We start from the raw sequence: 18,440 nt of genomic DNA, 5'->3' as shown, positions 1-18,440 counted from the left end.
GTCATCACTCCCCCCCGCCGAACAGGCAGAAGCGCCTTTGCCCCTTAAAAAAAATCACGCCAGCTGCGGGCACCAGCATGGCCAGGTCACGAAAGACCGTTCCCCAACCCGTGGTTTCCTCCCCGCCGGAGCCGAAACACCCGCAATCAAAGGTATAGCCCCGGGCAATGTTGGCCACAAGGGCCACCAGAAACATCAGGAGCAGCCCTGAAATCACCCCGGCCGATGAGACGGGCCACACCCCGGCAAGGAGCGTGCCCCCCGCCAGCACCTCAATCCAGGGCAGTACGATGGCCGTGATGTTCACCAGCTCTCCCGGAAGGATCCCGTAGCCGAAAACGGTCTTGGCAAATCCGTAAGGGTCCGCAATCTTCTGCGCCCCGGCGTAAATAAACAGCCCCCCAAGCACCCACCGGCACAGAAGCTCTGCCATCGCCAGAAAGGCGGCTCTCCGCCCCGAGGTTTCAGTCATGCCCGTCATCGCCCCTCCTCCACCGGCAAACCGGCCGCCGACCAGGCCGGCAGCCCGTCGGCAAATATGCGCACATCCGTGTAGCCCAGCTCCCTCAACATCGTTGCCAGCCGGTGGCTCTCATCACACAGCCGCCCCGAGCAGTAGGTAACAAGCCGGGTCTCGAAGGGATACGCATCGATAAAATCAAACAACAGGGCATCGAACTCATACACGGACAGGGTGACCGCGCCCTTGATATGCCCCTCCAGGTAACTCTCCGTATTCCGGGCATCCACAAAGACAACCCCATCGTCCCAGAGCCCGCGGGCTTCATCCACGGTCTGGACAATAAGCTCCTCTTCGTCTGATTCCGGTGCGGGGGTCACCACCCCCTCCTCGGCGTTCCACTGCCCCACAAGGGGAATACCGTCAGGGGAAAAGGCGTTCCACACCAGGGCAACGCCGGTTGAAGCAACCAGCAGCACCACCATTCGAATCAGGTACTTCATGGTGTCTCGCCTCCCCGGGCGGCTTGGGCCAGCCCCACCCACTCATCCTTCAACCGGAAGAGCCGGGCCTTCTTGGCTTCGGTCACGCGGGCCTGGGCCGTTTTCAGTCCGCGCGCCACCTCCTCGTCATCGGGGAATCGACAGAGAAGAAGCGCGTAGGCATCGCGCGCTTCCGTCACATGCCCCTGTGCCAGGTAGAGATCGGCCAGGGTCCGCGTCATCACTGGTTCGCTCACTCTGCAGCATCCTTTCCGTGAAATTTCACGACAATTTCATCTTCCGCCACCATGCCCAGCTCTTTTCGTGCGATGAACTCCAGGTACGCCGGGTCATGGTTCAGGCGCCTGATCTCCTTTTCCAGGTTGCGGTTCTCTTCGGCGATGCTCCGGTTCTCGGCCCGCCGGTCCGCAAGCTCCTTCTGCCTCTCGTTGAGGTCAAGAAAGCCCCACTGCATAAACACCAGGGGAACCAGCAGCGCGATCAGCACCAGCGCAAGCCCACCGCAGACAATCTTTTCCCTGCCTCCCACTAACGCCCCCTTTTCCTGTTGATGATCTGTTGAACCGTCAGCAACTCCGGACTCTTAAGCAAACGGGCCGCTCCGAAGTAGACGCCAACCCCGGCCACAACCCCGAAGGCCGTTGAGACAGCCGCCGAAACAAAGGTGTAGCCCCCGTCTGGCGCCAGCCACACGAGCCCCTGCCACACAACACCGCCCATGACCAGGGAGGCCACGCCGCTCCGGGCCACCGACACCAGGATGGATCCATAGTCTAATTGAACCATTCCCCGTTTGACCAGCAGAAACACCAGAAGGAGAAAATTGGCCATGGATGACAGAGAGACGGCAAGGGCCAGACCGCGATGGGCCATGGGCCCCATGAGCAGGCAGCTCAGGGCGATGTTCATGGCAATGGCCGCAACAGCCACCTGAACCGGGGTGCGGGTATCTTTGAATGCATAGTAAAGGGGAACCGTCACCCGCACGCAGGAGATGGCCCAGAGCCCCACCGCATAATAGAGCAGGGCATCGGCCGTCAGGGCAACAGCCGCAGCGTCAAAGGCCCCCCGACCGAAGAGAAGGGCGATGAGGGGATGCCTCAGCACCACCAGCCCCGCCGTGGCGGGAAGGGTGATAAACAGGGTGAAACGCAACCCGAAGCTGAAGGTCTCGGCCACCCCGGCAAGATCCTTGTCAGCCATCTGGCGGGAGAGGGACGGCAGCACGGCCGTGCCGATGGAGATGGCAAAGACTCCCAGGGGAAACTGCACCAGGCGATCCGCATAATACAGGCCGGTGATGCTCCCCGTATCCAGAAGGGAGGCCAGCATCGTGCCGATGAACATGTTCACCTGATACACCGCAGCCCCGAAGACCGCAGGCAGCATCAGGCGCCCCACCGTGGCCAGGGCCGGATGCCACACGGGCCCCGGTTTAAACACTTGAAAGCCCCGTCGCCACAGGACCGGCACCTGCATCCCCAGCTGGAGAAGCCCCCCAAGGAGTACCCCCCAGGCCAAAAAGATCACGCGCGTCTCTCCGTCCGAAGTCACCACCCCGCCCACCACAAGGGAGGCGATCATGGCAAGGTTCAGGGCCACCGGAGCCAGGGCCGGAGCCGCAAAATGGCCCAGCACGTTAAGGATCCCCATACACAGGGCCACAAGACAGATAAACACCACATAAGGGAACATGATCCGGGACAGAAGCACGGTGAGTTCGAACTTGGCGGGGTCTCCTTTAAAGCCTGCGGCAATGGCCGAGACGATCCAGGGGGACGCCAGCACGCCGATCACCGCCACAACCGCCAGAATCAGGGAGAGCAGGCGCAGGGCGGCCCCGGCCATGCGATAGGCCTCCTGGCGGCCGTCCCGGCTCAGGGTCTCGGTAAACACCGGGACAAAGGAGATGCTCAACGAGCCCTCGGCAAACAGGCGCCTCAGCATATTGGGTATGCGAAACGCGGCGATGAAAGCATCGGCCAGGGGACCCGCCCCGAAATAGTAAGCGGTCACCATATCCCTGACATACCCGAAAACCCGGCTAAGCAGCGTGGCGCTCCCGACAATACCCGCAGCCCGGGTAACCTTTCCTTTTTCCGACATACGTTCCGATCCGGTTTGAAATAAGCGTAAGAGAGAAACATCCTGTGACAGGTCGCGGGGACCCTGACCTATCATTTAGTCCAAACCCCCTTGCCATGGCAACCCCTATAAAGCGCCCGTAAGCCGCCCATCAGCCACTTTTTCCCTTGACACCCCCCATCAAACACTATAATTTTACCAAGTTAAATCACTGTCGGTTCCGTAACCCATGGACAGGAAAGGACATTCCTCCCTTTCCACCCCGTGCGCACATGGTGACGAACAGGTTTGCGGAGGCGTTTTTGCGAGGCGTTCTCCCAATAATCGCCTGATTTGTCGCGGTACCGTATAAAACACACAATCTTTTCAGGTGGCATTTCAATCCACGGTGCGCTTACCGCCGGGCCGGCAACATGCGTTGCAGGCACACCGGACAAAGGGTAAGCACGCGGCAAACCGGTACGGAATGAAACATCACCGTAAAAAAATTTTCGACGATAAAAGGAGTTAAGTCCTTGGCTAATCACAAATCGGCAAAAAAACGAGCTATCCAGAACGAAAAAAAGCGCATCCGCAACATGGCGGTCAAAACCCGCATGAAGAACGCCATTAAGGCCGTTCGTTCCGCAGAAGCCGAAAAGGCAGAGAACATGACGGACGTCCTCAACAAGGCAAAATCAGTGATTGATGTCGCCGCCAAGAAAGGCGTCATTCATAACAACACTGCCGCACGCAAGATCTCCCGCCTGACCAAGCTCATCAACGGCGCTCAAGCTTAAGACAGGCCAGCAGCCGCTCCGGTTGCGAACCAAAGTCTTCACGCTTTACATAAAAAGGCCCTCCGGTAGCACTCGCGAGATACCGGAAGGCCTTTTTTATTTTCCAAAGGCCAGCCTGCTCGATCCGTCCCTGCGGGTCACCCTCTTCCCAAAGCCTTCTCACCACAACAAGCCACAAAAAAAGCCTCCGGCATGGCTGCCGGAGACCGTTTTTTTGTTTCAGCGCATCGCCATCCCTTAGAACCTCTGGGTCAATCCTGCCCAGACATTCTCCGCAAGATCTTCCGCCGCCTCGTCAAGGGCCGCGTTGCGGGAGGATGTGGAATCCGACCCGGGGGTGACGCTGTACGTTTCCGTCCCCGTCACCGACGCCCGCTGCCAGATCACCGCGCCGTCCTCATCGGCAAGCCTGAAGGACGCCGTGATCGTCACGCGCTCTTCAGTGCCGTCCCCGTCGCTGTTTCGGGTGATGGTGGATGTGGAGACCGTTCGAATCTCCCCGGTGAGGGAGCCGGACCGCCCGGTACACCCCACAGCAGCGTCCGCCCCTGCGGAAATGGCCTCGGAGACCACGGCGCTTGCCACCATGGGACCAAGGCGAACATCGGCCGACCGGTTCTCCGGAACCGCCACGCACAGACCGCTCACCCCGCCCGGAAGGGTCCCCCTCCCGGTAAGTTGATAGCCGCACCCCGTCACAGCAACAGCCGCCAGCAGAGCCACAGCCACCGTTTTCCATGCAAAAACCCGTTTCATGGACACTCCCTTCTACTTCTGATGCGGCCGCCCGTCCCCCCAGGGAAAGGACGGCCGCCAAGGATTAAACCACAATGTTGACAAGCTTGCCCGGAACCACGATCACCTTGCGGACCTCTTTGCCCTCGATGAACTTTTTCACCGCCGCATCAGAAAGGGCCAGCTCCTGGACCTCGTCCTTTGAGGCGCCTGCGGGCACCTGGAACTTGCTCCTCAGCTTGCCGTTGACCTGCACCACGATGAGCACCTCGTCGGAGACAAGGGCATCCTCGCGGTATTCGGGCCAGGGCTGATCCATGAGGAGCCCCTGGCCGGACAGTTTCGTCCAGAGCTCTTCGGTAACATGGGGCGACACGGGGTTGAGAAGAAGAATAACGGTCTCCGCCGCCCGCTTCATCACATCCTGCCTCAGGGACGCGTCGCCGTCTACGGCATACATGCTGTTCACAAGCTCCATCACCGCACTGATGGCGGTGTTGAAGTGGAACTTGCCTTCTACGTCATCCGTCACCTTCTTGATGGTGGCGTTGATCTTGGTGTAAAGCTCCCGGCTCTTGCCGGAAAGATCGGCTGCGGGGCCATGATAGGCCTCAACACCGGCAAAGCCCTCCTGCTTGCCCGTAATGATGCGCCACACGCGCCCGATGAACTTAAAGCACCCTTCAACGCTCTCGTCATTCCACTCCAGGTCCTTTTCAGGGGGGGCGGCAAAAAGACAGAAGAGACGCGTTGTGTCCGCACCGTAGCGATTGAGGAGCACATTGGGGTCGATGACGTTTTTCTTGGACTTGGACATCTTGATGACCCGGCCCACCTCCACGGGAGACCCGCAGAGTTTACACACGACACTTCCGTCTTCGGCCTTCTCGGTATCCGTGGGGAACACCCACTTGTGGTTGGGGCACGACAGGGTCTCTTTGGTCACCATGCCCTGGGTCAGGAGCCGTGTAAAGGGCTCGGAGAACTCAACGAGCCCGAGATCACGCATCACCCGGGTGAAATAACGGGAGTAGAGCAGGTGAAGGATGGCATGCTCCACGCCGCCGATGTACTGATCCACGGGCATCCAATAGGCCACCTTCTCCTTGTCCACCATGCCCTCGGTGTACTCGGGGCAGCAGTAGCGGGCAAAGTACCAGGAGGACTCCACGAAGGTGTCCATGGTGTCGGTGTCGCGCCGCGCTTCGGTGTTGCCACACTTGGGACAGGTCACCTTATTGAAATAGTCGAGGGTCCCCAGGGGAGAGCCTCCGGACTCCAGAAGCTGGGCGTCCTCGGGCAGCACAATGGGAAGGTCCGACTCAGGAACCGGCACCGCACCGCAGCAGTCGCAGTGGATCATGGGAATGGGCGTTCCCCAGTACCGCTGACGGGACACACCCCAGTCCCTCAGGCGGAACGAAACAGTCTTCTTCCCGATGCCCCGCTCCTCCAGGGAGTTGGTGATGGCCTCTTTGGCTTCTGTATTGGCCATGCCGTCGAACTCGCCGGAGTTCACCATCACGCCGGCACCCGTATAGGCCTCTTCCATGGTAGCGCCGTCAAGAGCCTCCCCTTCGGGGCTCACCACAACCTTCACCTCCAGGCCGTATTTGCGGGCAAAGTCGAAGTCACGCTGGTCGTGGGCCGGAACCGACATTACCGCCCCGGTGCCGTACTCCATCAGGGCAAAGTTGGCTGCATAAATGGGCATCTTGTACCCGGTAAGGGGGTTGATGCAGTAAGTACCGGTGAAGACCCCCTCTTTCTCGTAGTTCTCAAGGGCCTTGCTGGAGCGCTCCTGCTTGAGGATGCGGTCCACAAAGGATGCCACAGCCTCTTCCTGCTCCGTGCCCCTGGAAAGGGCCGCCACCATGGGATGCTCCGGCGCCAGACACATAAAGGTGGCGCCGAAAAGGGTATCCGGGCGCGTGGTAAAGACCGAGAGGGGCTCTTTGGCCCCTTCCACCTCGAAGGTCACCTCCGAGCCCACGCTCTTGCCGATCCAGTTCTTCTGCATGGTGGTGACGCTGTCCGGCCAGCCGTCGAGCTTGTCGCAGTGAACCAGGAGATCCTCGGCGTAGTCGGTGATCCGGAAAAACCACTGCCAGAGCTTTTTCTGCTGCACGTTTTCCCCGCAGCGCCAGCAGCAGTCGTTTTCCACCTGCTCATTGGCCAGTACCGTGTGGCAGGACTCACACCAGTTGACGTACGACTCCTTGCGGTATGCCATCCCCTTTTCGACCATTTTGATAAAGAGCCACTGCTCCCACCGGTAATACTCCGGGGTGCAGGTGGCGATCTCTCGGTCCCAGTCGTAGCTGAGCCCGATGCGCTTCAGCTGGCTGCGCATGGTGTCGATGTTGGCATAGGTCCACGCGGCGGGGTGGGTGTTGTTGTCGATGGCGGCGTTCTCCGCAGGCATGCCGAAGGCATCCCATCCCATGGGGTGGAGCACGTTAAAGCCCCGCATTTTTTTGTACCGGGCCACCACGTCGCCGATGGTGTAGTTCCGGACATGCCCCATGTGGATATTGCCCGACGGGTATGGAAACATCTCCAGCAGGTAATACTTTTCTTTTTCAGGATCCTCGACCACCCGAAACGAGCCTTCGTCGGCCCAGCGCTGCTGCCATTTGGACTCAATCGAGTCCGGGAGATACTTATCTTCCATTATATTTCAAACCTCCAGAGTGCGTGTGATATTGCAAGTGGATTCAGAGTCGTGGGCGCAAGGTTCCCAACAAACGCAAATGCGCCAAACAAATTTAAATGCCATAATCATAGATAAATGGCAAGCAAAAGGCCTGCCACGCAGCCCGTTGGCCCCCGTCCAGCCGGGAAAAAACCGGGGCCCCCCCCCTGTGCCCCGGGAGGTTTAATATTGACTTGCCTCCGACAATCCCCTATTTAATGAGAACAAACATGAACGCTGCATATGGGACAACCAACCGGCGGGCACATGGCGAGGGCCATGGTGCATACAGCTCCCCGGCCCTGTGCAGCGATCGATGGCAGTGAAAAGAACACCGGGCTTCGAAACGGTCGAAGCCCCTTATTGCAGGGCGGCGCCCATCAAAGCCATGGAGCCGGCCATTCATCAATTTCGCGTCTTTTCACAAAATCATGATGCCTCCGTCTTGAGTCACGACCCGACACCGCGGGCAACGCACCCGTGCTGAGAGAGGTCGAGAAAGCCGCTTCGCAGGCCATCATACAAATCACAACCACCGGATCAGAAGCATCCCCGGAGAGGCAGCTGCCCACCGTTTCGTTTTTTGGTTTGCATACGACCAAAAACCCACCCGAGTCAGCGGTAACGAGCTCCGGCACGATGTTGCTACCCGCTGCAGACCCATCCCGCATATTCCACCACCAGGCGCAATGGAGGAGACGATAACGGGTTGGAGGCTGTCAGCTGCTTCAAGGGCCACTATGCTTGGCAAACTTGCCGCGCACCCACATTCCCATCGCAGAGCCCTGCCGGGTACCGCTCCTTCTTCAGATCCCTATCTCACGTTCGCTAAGGACAACACATTACTATGACAAGTAAAATCCTCATCAACTCGGTTGACCCGGAAGAGTGCCGGATCGCCAAAGTCACCAATTCGCGCCTTGAAGAGTTTCACCTGGAGACCACCTCGCGCGAGAGCATCCAGGGCAACATCTACAAGGCCGTGGTCACACGCGTTGAACCAAGCCTTCAGGCCGTCTTCGTTGATTTCGGCAGCGAAAAAAACGGTTTTCTCCAAAAGCAGGAGATCCACAACTCGTACTTCCAGCAGACCGGTGAACACGAAAAAAACCTCACCCGGCTCATCAAGCGCGGCCAGGAGCTCATCGTCCAGGTGACCAAGAACCCCATCATGAACAAAGGGGCCATGCTCACCACCTTCATCTCCCTGCCCGGCCGCCACGCCGTACTTATGCCCGGAAGCAGCAACCGGGGCGTCTCCCGCCAGATTGAAGACGAAAAAGAGCGCAACCGTTTAAAAGAGATCATCGGAAAGCTCAAGCTTGCCGACGGCTACGGACTCATCGTCCGCACCGCCGGGGAAAACTGCAACAAGACCATGATCTCCAAGGATGTCACCTACCTCACCAAGGTATGGAAAGACCTGAACAAACAGGCAGCCAACACCCCCGGCCCGTCCCTGCTCTTCAAAGAGAAGAACCTGGCCGTGCGGGCCATCCGGGACTACCTCACCGACGATGTGTCCGAAATTCTGGTGGACAACCCGGATGCTTTCAAGGAGATCAAGGAGTTCATTCGCCTCATCGCCCCCAAGCACGTAAAGCTGACCCGGCTTTACACTGGCGACAAGCCCATCTTCACCAAGCACCAGCTTGAAAACCAGATCGCCTCCATTTTCGAGAGCCGCGTCTCCCTGAACTCCGGCGGATCCATTGTCATCGACCAGACCGAGGCCCTGGTGGCCATCGACGTCAACTCCGGCAAAGGCACCCAGAAGAAGAACATCGAGCAGACCGCCCTGATGACCAACCTGGAAGCCGCCGAAGAGGTGGCCCGCCAGCTCAGGCTGCGCGACCTGGGCGGCCTCATCGTCATCGACTTCATCGACATGAAGGAGCCTAAAAACAGGGGCGCAGTGGAAGCCAAGCTCAAGGAGAACCTGAAGTCGGACAAGGCCCGCACCAAGGTGGGGCGCATTTCGCGGTTCGGCCTCCTGGAGATGTCCCGCCAGCGCATCCGCCCCTCCATTGAATTCGGGAGCATGGTCCCCTGCCAGCACTGCAAGGGAAAGGGCATGATCCTCTCCACGGAGACCGTGGCCCTGGCCTTCCTGCGAAAGCTGAGCCTGGAGACCCTGAAGGACGGCATCACCACCGCCAAGGGCTACGTGCCCCCGGACGTGGCCGTCTACCTCCTCAACAAAAAGCGTGCGGAGATCCTCGACATCGAGATCAAACGCAGCATCTCCATCGCCATTGAGGGCAACGCGTCCATGGTCCATGGAGACAGCCGGATCATCTGCGAATAACCCCGCAGGAAAGCGATCCGTTGCAGCACCGACCGAAAAAGAAGCAACCGCGGCCCCCTTCGGCTCACACCGAGGGGCCGTCGCGGGCCGCCCCACAGCCCATTTGTGTTGACACCCGAGGCTCTTTTACTGTATCTGTTGGGCAGTTTGCGCAGGGCCGGACACGCGGTTTATCGTGCTGATTTGTTGATACCGCCGCACCCGTTGCCCCCCTTTTCGGTCACCGAAGACAACGACCGTTGACAGGTAACCATGTGCATGTCCTGACGATGCAGACATGCACAGGGCTTTTTCACAAAGCCGTCATACACAAACCCCTTTGATCCATATAAAGGAGTATCATGTTCACCAGCACCGCATACGCCATGGGAACCCAGGGCGCCGCCGGAGGGCAGCAGGGAGGCTTTGCCGCCTTTGTTCCCCTTATTTTGATGTTCGTCATTTTTTATTTTCTCCTGATCCGTCCCCAGCAGAAAAAAGCCAAAGCGCACCAGGAGATGATCAACGCCGTTAAAAAAGGCGACAAAGTGGTCACTTCAGGCGGCATCCACGGCACCATCGTCAAGGTGGATGATGCAACGGTCACCCTTGAAATTGCCGAAAAGGTGAACATCAAGGTGATCCGGGCCAACATCAGCGTCAAGCTCTGATCCGCCCGCCGCGTTGATCCACGATTGCCCCCATAGCGAATAAAAAGCACATAAGGTGCCCTGAGCGCCTTGTGTGCTTTTATATTCTTTCTTGTTCGAACAGCTTTTACCAGAGTGAGCACCCAGGGGACAGTGACTCTTTCGTTGAAATCCGCTTAAAACCAGACCCTGACCTTGAGCATGTTTTCACGCGATCACCAACACCCATCGGGCTGAGAGGAAGCACCATTGAAGAATCTATCCTGGAGACTGATAGCGGTTCTTGTGGTTATCATCATGGCTGCCGTGTATATCCTTCCCACGGCAACCATGTACATTAAAGGGACGAGTGAGCCCGAGATATGGCCCCACAAAAAGATCAACCTGGGCCTCGACCTTCAGGGCGGTATGCACCTGGTTCTGGAAGTCCAGACCGAAAAGGCCGTTGAAAACGCCATGTCCCTGAAGATATCCGACATTCGCCAGGCCCTTCGCAAACACACCATGAAAAACAGGGGCGTCACCCTGGTGCCCCAGAGCACCAAGCTCCACGTCAAACTCCTCTCTGCAGATGACCTGACGGCCTTCAGGGGTATCATTGCCGACGATTTTCAAGATCTTACCATAAGCGGCACCTCCGAAAACGGCAGCATCACCCTGGTGACCCTGTCCATGAAAGCCGACGAAGCCGAGCGCGTCAGAAAATTCGCCGCGGACCAGGCCCTTGAGACCATCCGAAACCGTATTGACGAATTCGGGGTCAGCGAGCCCGACATCCGCAAACAGGGTGACGATCGCATCCTCATCCAGCTTCCCGGGGTCACCGACACAAAAGCGGCCAAGGACCTCATCGGCAAGACAGCCATCCTTGAATTCCGCCTGGTGGATGAAAACGCGGATGTGCAGGCAGCCCTGGCCTCCCATGCACCGGCAGGAAGCGAGCTGCTCAATCTGGTCCACAAGGATCCCGTCAGCGGTGTGGAATCATCCACTCCCATGCTGATCAAAAAGCGCGTCCTCCTCACCGGGGACTCCCTCACCGACGCCCGGATCCTTTTCGACAACATGACCAACGAGCCCTACGTCTCCATTGAGTTCGACCGCAAAGGGGCACGTATCTTCGGCAAGATCACCGGCGCCAACATCAACAAGCGACTGGCCATCGTCCTGGACGACACCGTCTACTCTGCCCCGGTTATCAGGGACCGAATTGCCGGCGGACGCGCCCAGATTACCGGCGGGTTCACCATGGAAGAGGCTCGCGTCCTCTCCATCGCCCTGCGCGCAGGCGCCCTCCCCGCCCCCGTCAAGATCCTTGAAGAACGAACCGTCGGTCCCACCCTGGGCGCCGACTCCATCCGCAAGGGGATCTGGTCCATGCTCATCGGGGGCCTGGCCGTCATCGTCTTCATGGTTGTTTATTACAAAGGTTCCGGCCTCATCGCAGACGTGGCCCTGATCCTCAACGTCCTGCTTATTGCAGCGGGGCTGGCCGCCTTTCAGGCGACCCTTACCTTGCCGGGCATCGCGGGCATTATCCTGACCATCGGCATGGCCGTGGACGCCAACGTGCTCATCTTTGAGAGGATACGAGAAGAGCTGAACCTCGGCCAGAGCCCCATGGCTGCCGTGGAGGCGGGCTTCGATAAGGCGACCCTCACCATTCTGGACGCCAACGTCACCACGCTCATCGCCGCCATGGTCCTCTTCCAGTTCGGCTCCGGACCGGTGAAAGGCTTTGCCGTCACCCTCGGCATCGGTATCCTCTCCAGTCTCTTTACGGCCCTTGTGGTATCCAGACTGCTGTTTGATTCCATCTTGCAGAAGGCGAACGTGAAAACCCTGAGCATTTAGCCCTTAGTGAGGAGATATCCCAAATGCAGTTCATCAAAGAGACCAACATCAACTTCACCGGCGTCAAGAAGATCGCGTTCTGCGTCTCCCTGACCCTGATCGCCGTCAGCATCATCTCGCTGTTTATCCACAAAGGGCCGCGCTACGGCGTCGACTTCTCCGGCGGCAGCGCCGTGCAGGTCAAATTCACCGATACTGTGGACATCGCAGCCGTCAAAAAAGGCCTCAAGCCCGCCGGACTCGAAGGCGCTTCGGTTCAGCGTTTCGGCAGCGACAGCGACCATGAGTTCCAGATCCGGACCAAGCAGGCGTTCATGACGGACAGCAGCTTTGCCCCCAAGGTGAAGCAGGCCCTGGGCGAAAGCACCGGCGTGGAAGTCAAGGACCTGAGCCTCGATATGGTGGGCCCCCAGGTCAGCAAGGACCTGCGGCAAAAAGCCCTTCTGGCCATGTTCTACGCCCTTTTGTTCATCATCATCTATATCTCGGGCCGATTTGAACTGAAATGGGGCCTCTCCGGAGCCTTGGCCGCCATCCTGGGCGGCGTGGTCTACGGGGTAACCCAGCTTCAGTCCATCGCCTTTGTCAGCTCGAGCATGCCCTTTCTCATTGTCCTTGCCCTTGTGATCAGCATCATCTTCTGCTGGTACCTGGAGCTGAAGTACGCCATGGGGGCCATCATAGCCCTGGTCCACGACATCACCATCACGGTGGGGATCTTCTCGCTGCTCGACGTCGAGTTCACCCTGCCCATCGTGGCGGCACTCCTGACCATCATCGGCTACTCGCTCAACGACACCATCATCGTCTTTGACCGAATCCGTGAAAACGGGAAGAAGTACACCAAAAAGCCCCTGGACTTCATCATCAACCGCAGCGTCAACGAGACCCTGAGCCGCACCATCCTCACCTCGCTGACCACCCTGGTGGTGGTAGTGGCCCTGTATGTCCTGGGCGGAGGCGTCATCCATGATTTCGCCTTTGCCATGATCATCGGCGTTGTCACGGGAACGTACTCCTCCATCTATGTGGCCAGCCCCATTCTCCTGGCCTGGAAAACAGACGAGAACTGATCACCGACACCTTGCATCTCTTCCGCCGGCTGGGCCACCCAGCCGGCGGCACCTCCCCTTCCCCTGCGGCGCTTTTTGCTTTGCATTCCACGATCCATTCTGGTAGCTTTTTCTGACATATTTTGTCCGCCTGCATCCCTGGGGCACCCCCCGCCAAAGAGATGCAGCAATCCGGCGCCGGGTGCTTTGTCGCACGCCGACCCGCCCCCCCACTTTTATTTGCACAGGAGTTTATACACGGATGATGAAGGCAACGGCCAAGAGACGAGACAGATTCCCCGGAAAATCCGCCGCAGCGGCAGTCATCATTGCCCTTCTTGTCGCCCCAGGGTGCAAAACGGTTCAGCACAGGCGCGACCCCGGAACAGCCACCCTGGCCCGCGAGCTGCAGGAGACCCGCCAGAAGATGAACGAGATGCATCACCGTCTCTCGGTCATGCAGTTCATGGTGGACAGCCACGAACGAGCCCTGGCCGATCTGGAAAGAACGTCGCCCCTGCCCGCAGAGCCCCCCATGGTGCCCATCGCCCCGGCCGAGCCCGCCGTCAAGGCACCTGCCATCACCGATGAGTCCTCCACTCCTGCCATGGTGGCAGCTCCGGTGCCTGCCAAGACTAAAAAGTCCGATAAGGGCAACCTTGCCAGCCGAACCTACACCGACGCCTTTGCCGCCATGAAAGAGGGAAACCATGACAAGGCGCTCCTGCTTTTCCGGGAAGTTGCGGAAAAATGGCCCAATGACAACCTGGCCGACAACGCCATTTACTGGTCCGGTGAAATCCACTATACTGAGAGAAATTATTCGGCCGCCATCAGCTCGTTCCGGACACTCCTGAAAAAATACCCCAAAGGCAGTAAAGTCCCCGATGCCCTGCTCAAAACCGGGTACTCGTTCCTTGCATTAAATGACAAGGAATCCGCAAGAAAATACCTGAAGCGGGTGGTCATGGAGCACCCCTTCACCCCGTCGGGCGCCAAAGCGGAAAAAGCGCTCAATTCCCTGGACGATAACTAAGGGTTCACGCACCAAACACAACGCCCCCTTGTGACCCGGCCCGACGGCGCCGCCCTTTTTGGGTTCAAAGCGCCCGAGCCGGGCCACCGACGCTCCCCCCGGCCCCGTCGCGTCACGCCCTGTTGGTGGCTGAGCCCCAACCACCGAACGATTCGGATCTTATACCGATGAACCTTCTGCCCTGGTTCGCCCTCAAGGAAGTCCCCGGTGTCGGGAACCTGCTGTTCAAACGATTGATTCAGGCCTTTGGAAGCCCCGAAACGGTCTTTGAAGCCGACGCGAAAAGCCTGGTTCGAGTGGATGGTATCTCCCATCGCCTTGCCGAGGCCATCCGCACCCACAGGCTCAGCGACCGTGCCCGTCGCAGCCATGACCGGGCCCGTGACGCAGGAATCACCCTCCTGCCCCTGACCCACGGGGATTATCCGCGACTTTTGGCGACCATTCACGATCCGCCACCCCTGCTCCAGATCTCGGGCCATTTAGACCCCGAGTCGGCCATGGTGGCCCTTGTGGGCTCTCGAAAAGCCACCTCCTACGGCCTCAGCAATGCTTCGGACCTGGCAGGAGAACTCGCCGGTTCCGGGTTCACCGTGGTCAGCGGTCTGGCACGGGGCATCGACACGGCAGCCCACAAAGGCGCCCTTGCAGCACAGGGACACACCGTTGCCGTTCTGGGCTGCGGCCTGGGCAGGATCTACCCTCCGGAAAACAGGCGGCTGGCCGATGCCATTGCCCGCTCCGGTGCCCTGATCTCCGAATTTGATTACGACAGCTCACCCGAGGCCCACCATTTTCCCATGCGCAACCGCATCATCAGCGGCCTCAGCCTGGGAACCGTGGTGGTGGAAGCCTCCCTGAAAAGCGGCTCCCTTATCACCGCCCGCTGCGCTGCCGACCAGAACAGAGAAGTCTTTGCCGTTCCGGGCCACATTCGCGCCCCCCAGAGCGCCGGTACCCACCACCTCATTCGGGAGGGGGCTAAACTGGTGGCGTCGTCGGCAGATATAACGGAAGAATTCGCGGCCCACATCCACGCCGCCGAAAAAACAACGTCAACACACCGTGATCTCAGCCATTCCAAGCCGAATCAAAACCCGAAGAAACCGGACCTGTCGAAATTTTCTCTTGATCATGAGGAGATCTCTGTATTAAAGGTCCTTGACTTGTATCCGTCTCATATTGACGATATTTTACAAAATGTTCCCATGGGGGCGGGTCGCCTCTCCGCCGTGTTGTTGAGCCTCGAATTAAAAGGCGTGGTGGTACGATCCCCCGGAAAACTCTTTTCGCTGAAAGAGGAGAAATCGTGAGCAAACCCCTGGTTATCGTGGAGTCCCCCACCAAGGTGCGGACCCTCAAAAAATATATTGGAAAAACCTACAATGTTGCGGCCACCTCAGGTCACATCAAAGACCTGCCCCCCCGGGAGATGGGCATTGACATTGAAAAGGGGTTTAAGGCCAAGTATCTCCAGATCAAAGGCAAGTCCAAGGTCATCAAGGAACTCAAGGCCGCTGCGGAAAATGCCACCGAGATCTATCTCGCCCCTGACCCCGACCGCGAAGGAGAGGCCATTGCCTTCCACACGGCCGACATCCTCAAGGGAAAGGATCGCACCTTTAAAAGGGTCCTCTTTCACGAGCTGACCAAGCGCGGCATCGAAGAGGCCTTAAATAACCCCACAGAGCTCAACTACAACCGCTACGACGCCCAGCAGGCCCGGCGTATCCTCGACCGGCTCGTGGGGTACCAGGTCTCCCCCCTGCTCTGGAAAAAGGTCCAGGGCGGGCTCAGCGCAGGGCGCGTCCAGTCCGTTGCCGTTCGCATCATCTGCGAACGCGAGCATGCCATCCACCGGTTTGAGCCCGAAGAGTACTGGAGCATTGCCGCCGAACTCAAAGGCCAGGCCGACAGCTCCTTCGTGGCCAAGCTGACCAAGGTGGACGGCAAAAAAGCCGAAATCAAAAACGGCGATGCCGCCCACGCCATGGTGGACGAACTGCGGGACAATCCCTACAAGGTAGAGAAAATCACCCGCCGCACCAAAAAGCGGAATCCCCTGCCCCCCTTCACCACCAGTAAACTCCAGCAGGAGGCCATCAACCGCCTCCGCTTCTCTGCGCGTAAAACCATGAGCGTGGCCCAGCAGCTCTACGAAGGGGTGGAACTCGGCCCGGGCGAACCCGTCGGCCTCATCACCTACATGCGTACCGACTCCACGCGTATCGCCAACGAGGCGGCCGTGGAAGCCGGAGAGTTCATCCGGGGGAAATTCGGCAACGATTACGCCATCGACGCCCCCCGCTTCTTCAAGAACAAGAACAAAGCCCAGGACGCCCACGAGGCCATCCGCCCCACCAGCGTCTTTAACACCCCGGAAAAGGTCGCAGCCTACCTGGACGAGGATCAGCGCCTTCTTTACACCCTCATCTGGAAACGCTTCATCGCTTCCCAGATGCAGCAGGCCCTCATCGACCAGGTCAGCGTGGGCATTGCCTCGGGCCGATTCACCCTGTCCGTCTCCGGCTCCACGGTCCGGTTCCCCGGCTTCATGACCCTCTACACCTACGATGAAGGCAAAAAAGAGGACGACAAGAAGCAGCACCTGCCCGAACTGGCCGAAGGCGAGGCCCTTTCGCTGCTCAACCTGGACCCCAAGCAGCACTTCACCTCCCCGCCCCCCCGTTTCTCCGAAGCCTCCCTTGTAAAGGAGCTGGAAGAGAACGGCATCGGGCGTCCGAGTACCTACGCCACCATCCTCTCCACCATCAGAAACAAAGGGTACGTGGAGCTGGTGAACCGCTACTTCCGCCCCAGCGAACTCGGGTTCATCGTCAACGACCTGCTGGTGGCAAACTTCCCGGACGTCTTCAACGTGGAGTTTACGGCCAGCTTCGAAAACAATCTGGACAAGGTGGAAGCCTCGGAGATCGACTACCTCACCCTCTTAGGTGAATTTTACTCCTCCTTCGACAAGGAGCTGGAAGAGGCCACCGCCAACATGATCAGCATCAAGGGCGTGGGCATCGAGACCGAGCTCACCTGCCCCAAGTGCAACAAAGAGAAGCTTCACCTCAAGATCGGCCGAAACGGCACCTTCATCGCCTGCAACGGGTATCCCGAGTGCGACTACTCCCGAAACTACGAGCGGGACGACAAGGGCGTCATCCACCCCATCGAGCCCTCCTTTGAACTGGCCGAAGGGAAGGTCTGCGACAAGTGCGGCAAGCCCATGCTCCTCAAGCAGGGCCGCTACGGCGAGTTCCTGGCATGCAGCGGCTACCCCGACTGCAAGAACACCATGGGAGTCAACGGCGACGGCGGCTCCGGCTCCGGTGCAGACACCGGAGTCCCCTGCCCTGAAAAGGGATGCGACGGCACAATCGTGGAGAAGCGCTCCAAGCGGGGCAAGGTGTTTTACGGGTGCAACAAGTACCCGGACTGCAGCTTTGCCATCTGGGACAAGCCCATTCCCCGCCCCTGTGACCTCTGCGGAGCCCCTTACCTGGTGGAAAAAACCACCAAGCGCGACGGCACCTTCCTGAAGTGCCTCACCGAGGGCTGCGGCTTCAAGGAGCCCGTGGAAAAGAAAGAGGAAGCCTGATTCCCCGGCATGGCCCGGAAATAAAAAAGGGCCCATCCAGAAGGATGGGCCCTTTTTTCGTTCCGTGACACAGCGCCATGGGCGCCGATGCTTATTTTTTCACACGCTCAGAGTACTCTCCGGTACGGGTATCGATGCGGATAACCTCGCCTTCGTTCACAAAGGGGGGCACCTGAATCTCATAACCGGTCTCCACGGTGGCAGGCTTGTAGTTGTTGGTGGCGGTATCGCCCTTGACCCAGGGATCGCACTTGGTGATCAGCAGCTCCACAAAGTTGGGAAGGGTCACGCCGATGGCGCGCCCGTCAAACATGAGTACGGAGCACTTGGTGTTCTCCTTGAGCAGGGGAATGACGTCTGCGACCTGGTCTGCGGAGAGAAACTCCTGCTCGTAGTTCTGGGTGTCCATGAAGCTGTAGGCATCCCCATCAAAATAGAGATACTCCATCTCACGCTCTTCCAGGCTTGCTTTGGTAAATTTTTCACCGGAGCGGTAGGTCCTGTCAAACTGAGTGCCGTTGATCATGTTCTTGAGTTTGCACTTGTAAAGCGCCTGGCCCTTACCGGGCTTTACGAACTCAAACTGAACAATCACATAGGGTTCACCGTCAATCTCAAGTTTGAGGCCTTTTCGCAGTTCGCCACATTCAATCATCGTCTGCCTGTCCTTGTCTTTTTTTCATGGCCCGCATCGTCC

General features: G+C 58.7%; 16 protein-coding genes. 8 read left to right on the top strand and 8 right to left on the bottom strand.

The genetic code is table 11. The features are described from left to right. Positions 1–4 precede the first annotated feature (4 nt). Genes ACOYW0_RS22860 through murJ form a run of 5 tightly spaced genes read right to left on the bottom strand, consistent with a single transcriptional unit; the run spans position 5 to position 3,069 of the window. Complete coding sequence (locus ACOYW0_RS22860) at positions 5–481, bottom strand: MauE/DoxX family redox-associated membrane protein (RefSeq protein ID WP_482416051.1); 477 nt, start codon at positions 479–481, stop codon at positions 5–7. Then, the gene (locus tag ACOYW0_RS22855; protein WP_482416050.1) at positions 478–963 is read right to left on the bottom strand and encodes a rhodanese-like domain-containing protein; all 486 of its coding nucleotides are present in this window, start codon (positions 961–963) and stop codon (positions 478–480) included. The genes ACOYW0_RS22860 and ACOYW0_RS22855 overlap by 4 nt, the downstream gene beginning before the upstream one ends. Then, entirely contained in the window at positions 960–1,199 is a 240-nt protein-coding gene (locus tag ACOYW0_RS22850) for a tetratricopeptide repeat protein (protein ID WP_482416049.1), read from the bottom strand. Before ACOYW0_RS22850 ends, ACOYW0_RS22855 begins: the two co-directional genes overlap by 4 nt. After that, positions 1,196–1,492, bottom strand: a complete 297-nt coding sequence (locus ACOYW0_RS22845; RefSeq protein WP_482416048.1) for an FtsB family cell division protein — start codon at positions 1,490–1,492, stop codon at positions 1,196–1,198. Before ACOYW0_RS22845 ends, ACOYW0_RS22850 begins: the two co-directional genes overlap by 4 nt. Further along, complete coding sequence (gene murJ, locus ACOYW0_RS22840) at positions 1,492–3,069, bottom strand: murein biosynthesis integral membrane protein MurJ (RefSeq protein ID WP_482416047.1); 1,578 nt, start codon at positions 3,067–3,069, stop codon at positions 1,492–1,494. The genes ACOYW0_RS22845 and murJ overlap by 1 nt, the downstream gene beginning before the upstream one ends. A gap of 494 nt (positions 3,070–3,563) precedes the next feature. Here murJ and rpsT point away from each other — a divergent pair, with 494 nt between their 5' ends. Then, a complete protein-coding gene (gene rpsT, locus ACOYW0_RS22835) occupies positions 3,564–3,827 on the top strand; it encodes a 30S ribosomal protein S20 (RefSeq protein WP_482416046.1) in 264 nt (87 codons plus the stop codon). Positions 3,828–4,064: 237 nt separating this feature from the next. Here rpsT and lptE read toward each other — a convergent pair whose 3' ends face one another. Together lptE and leuS are read right to left on the bottom strand one after the other, a co-directional pair. Beyond that, positions 4,065–4,583, bottom strand: a complete 519-nt coding sequence (gene lptE, locus ACOYW0_RS22830; protein WP_482416045.1) for an LPS assembly lipoprotein LptE — start codon at positions 4,581–4,583, stop codon at positions 4,065–4,067. Positions 4,584–4,647: 64 nt separating this feature from the next. Then, complete coding sequence (gene leuS, locus ACOYW0_RS22825) at positions 4,648–7,236, bottom strand: leucine--tRNA ligase (RefSeq protein WP_482416044.1); 2,589 nt, start codon at positions 7,234–7,236, stop codon at positions 4,648–4,650. A gap of 868 nt (positions 7,237–8,104) precedes the next feature. Here leuS and ACOYW0_RS22820 point away from each other — a divergent pair. From ACOYW0_RS22820 to topA, 7 genes are all read left to right on the top strand, one after another. Next, entirely contained in the window at positions 8,105–9,565 is a 1,461-nt protein-coding gene (locus ACOYW0_RS22820) for an Rne/Rng family ribonuclease (protein WP_482416043.1), read from the top strand. Between the two features lie 341 nt (positions 9,566–9,906). Beyond that, complete coding sequence (yajC, locus tag ACOYW0_RS22815) at positions 9,907–10,215, top strand: preprotein translocase subunit YajC (protein ID WP_180141616.1); 309 nt, start codon at positions 9,907–9,909, stop codon at positions 10,213–10,215. 228 nt (positions 10,216–10,443) lie between these two features. Continuing rightward, positions 10,444–12,048 (top strand): protein translocase subunit SecD, encoded by a 1,605-nt coding sequence (gene secD / locus ACOYW0_RS22810; protein WP_482416042.1) that lies wholly within the window; start codon positions 10,444–10,446, stop codon positions 12,046–12,048. A gap of 23 nt (positions 12,049–12,071) precedes the next feature. Next, a complete protein-coding gene (secF, locus tag ACOYW0_RS22805; RefSeq protein ID WP_482416041.1) occupies positions 12,072–13,121 on the top strand; it encodes a protein translocase subunit SecF in 1,050 nt (349 codons plus the stop codon). 241 nt (positions 13,122–13,362) lie between these two features. After that, positions 13,363–14,136, top strand: coding sequence for a tol-pal system protein YbgF (gene ybgF, locus ACOYW0_RS22800; RefSeq protein WP_482416040.1), 774 nt, complete (start codon positions 13,363–13,365; stop codon positions 14,134–14,136). Positions 14,137–14,303: 167 nt separating this feature from the next. Further along, positions 14,304–15,449 carry a DNA-processing protein DprA gene (gene dprA, locus ACOYW0_RS22795; protein ID WP_482416039.1) on the top strand — a complete coding sequence of 382 codons (1,146 nt, stop codon included), beginning with the start codon at positions 14,304–14,306 and terminating at the stop codon, positions 15,447–15,449. After that, positions 15,446–17,743 (top strand): type I DNA topoisomerase, encoded by a 2,298-nt coding sequence (gene topA / locus ACOYW0_RS22790; protein WP_482416038.1) that lies wholly within the window; start codon positions 15,446–15,448, stop codon positions 17,741–17,743. The genes dprA and topA overlap by 4 nt, the downstream gene beginning before the upstream one ends. A gap of 91 nt (positions 17,744–17,834) precedes the next feature. Here topA and efp read toward each other — a convergent pair whose 3' ends face one another. Next, a complete protein-coding gene (gene efp, locus ACOYW0_RS22785) occupies positions 17,835–18,398 on the bottom strand; it encodes an elongation factor P (protein ID WP_482416037.1) in 564 nt (187 codons plus the stop codon). Positions 18,399–18,440: the final 42 nt, after the last annotated feature.

Source organism: Desulfoluna sp. HI9BLuna, from assembly GCF_056829775.1.
This window is presented reverse-complemented; position numbering and strand designations above follow the sequence as displayed.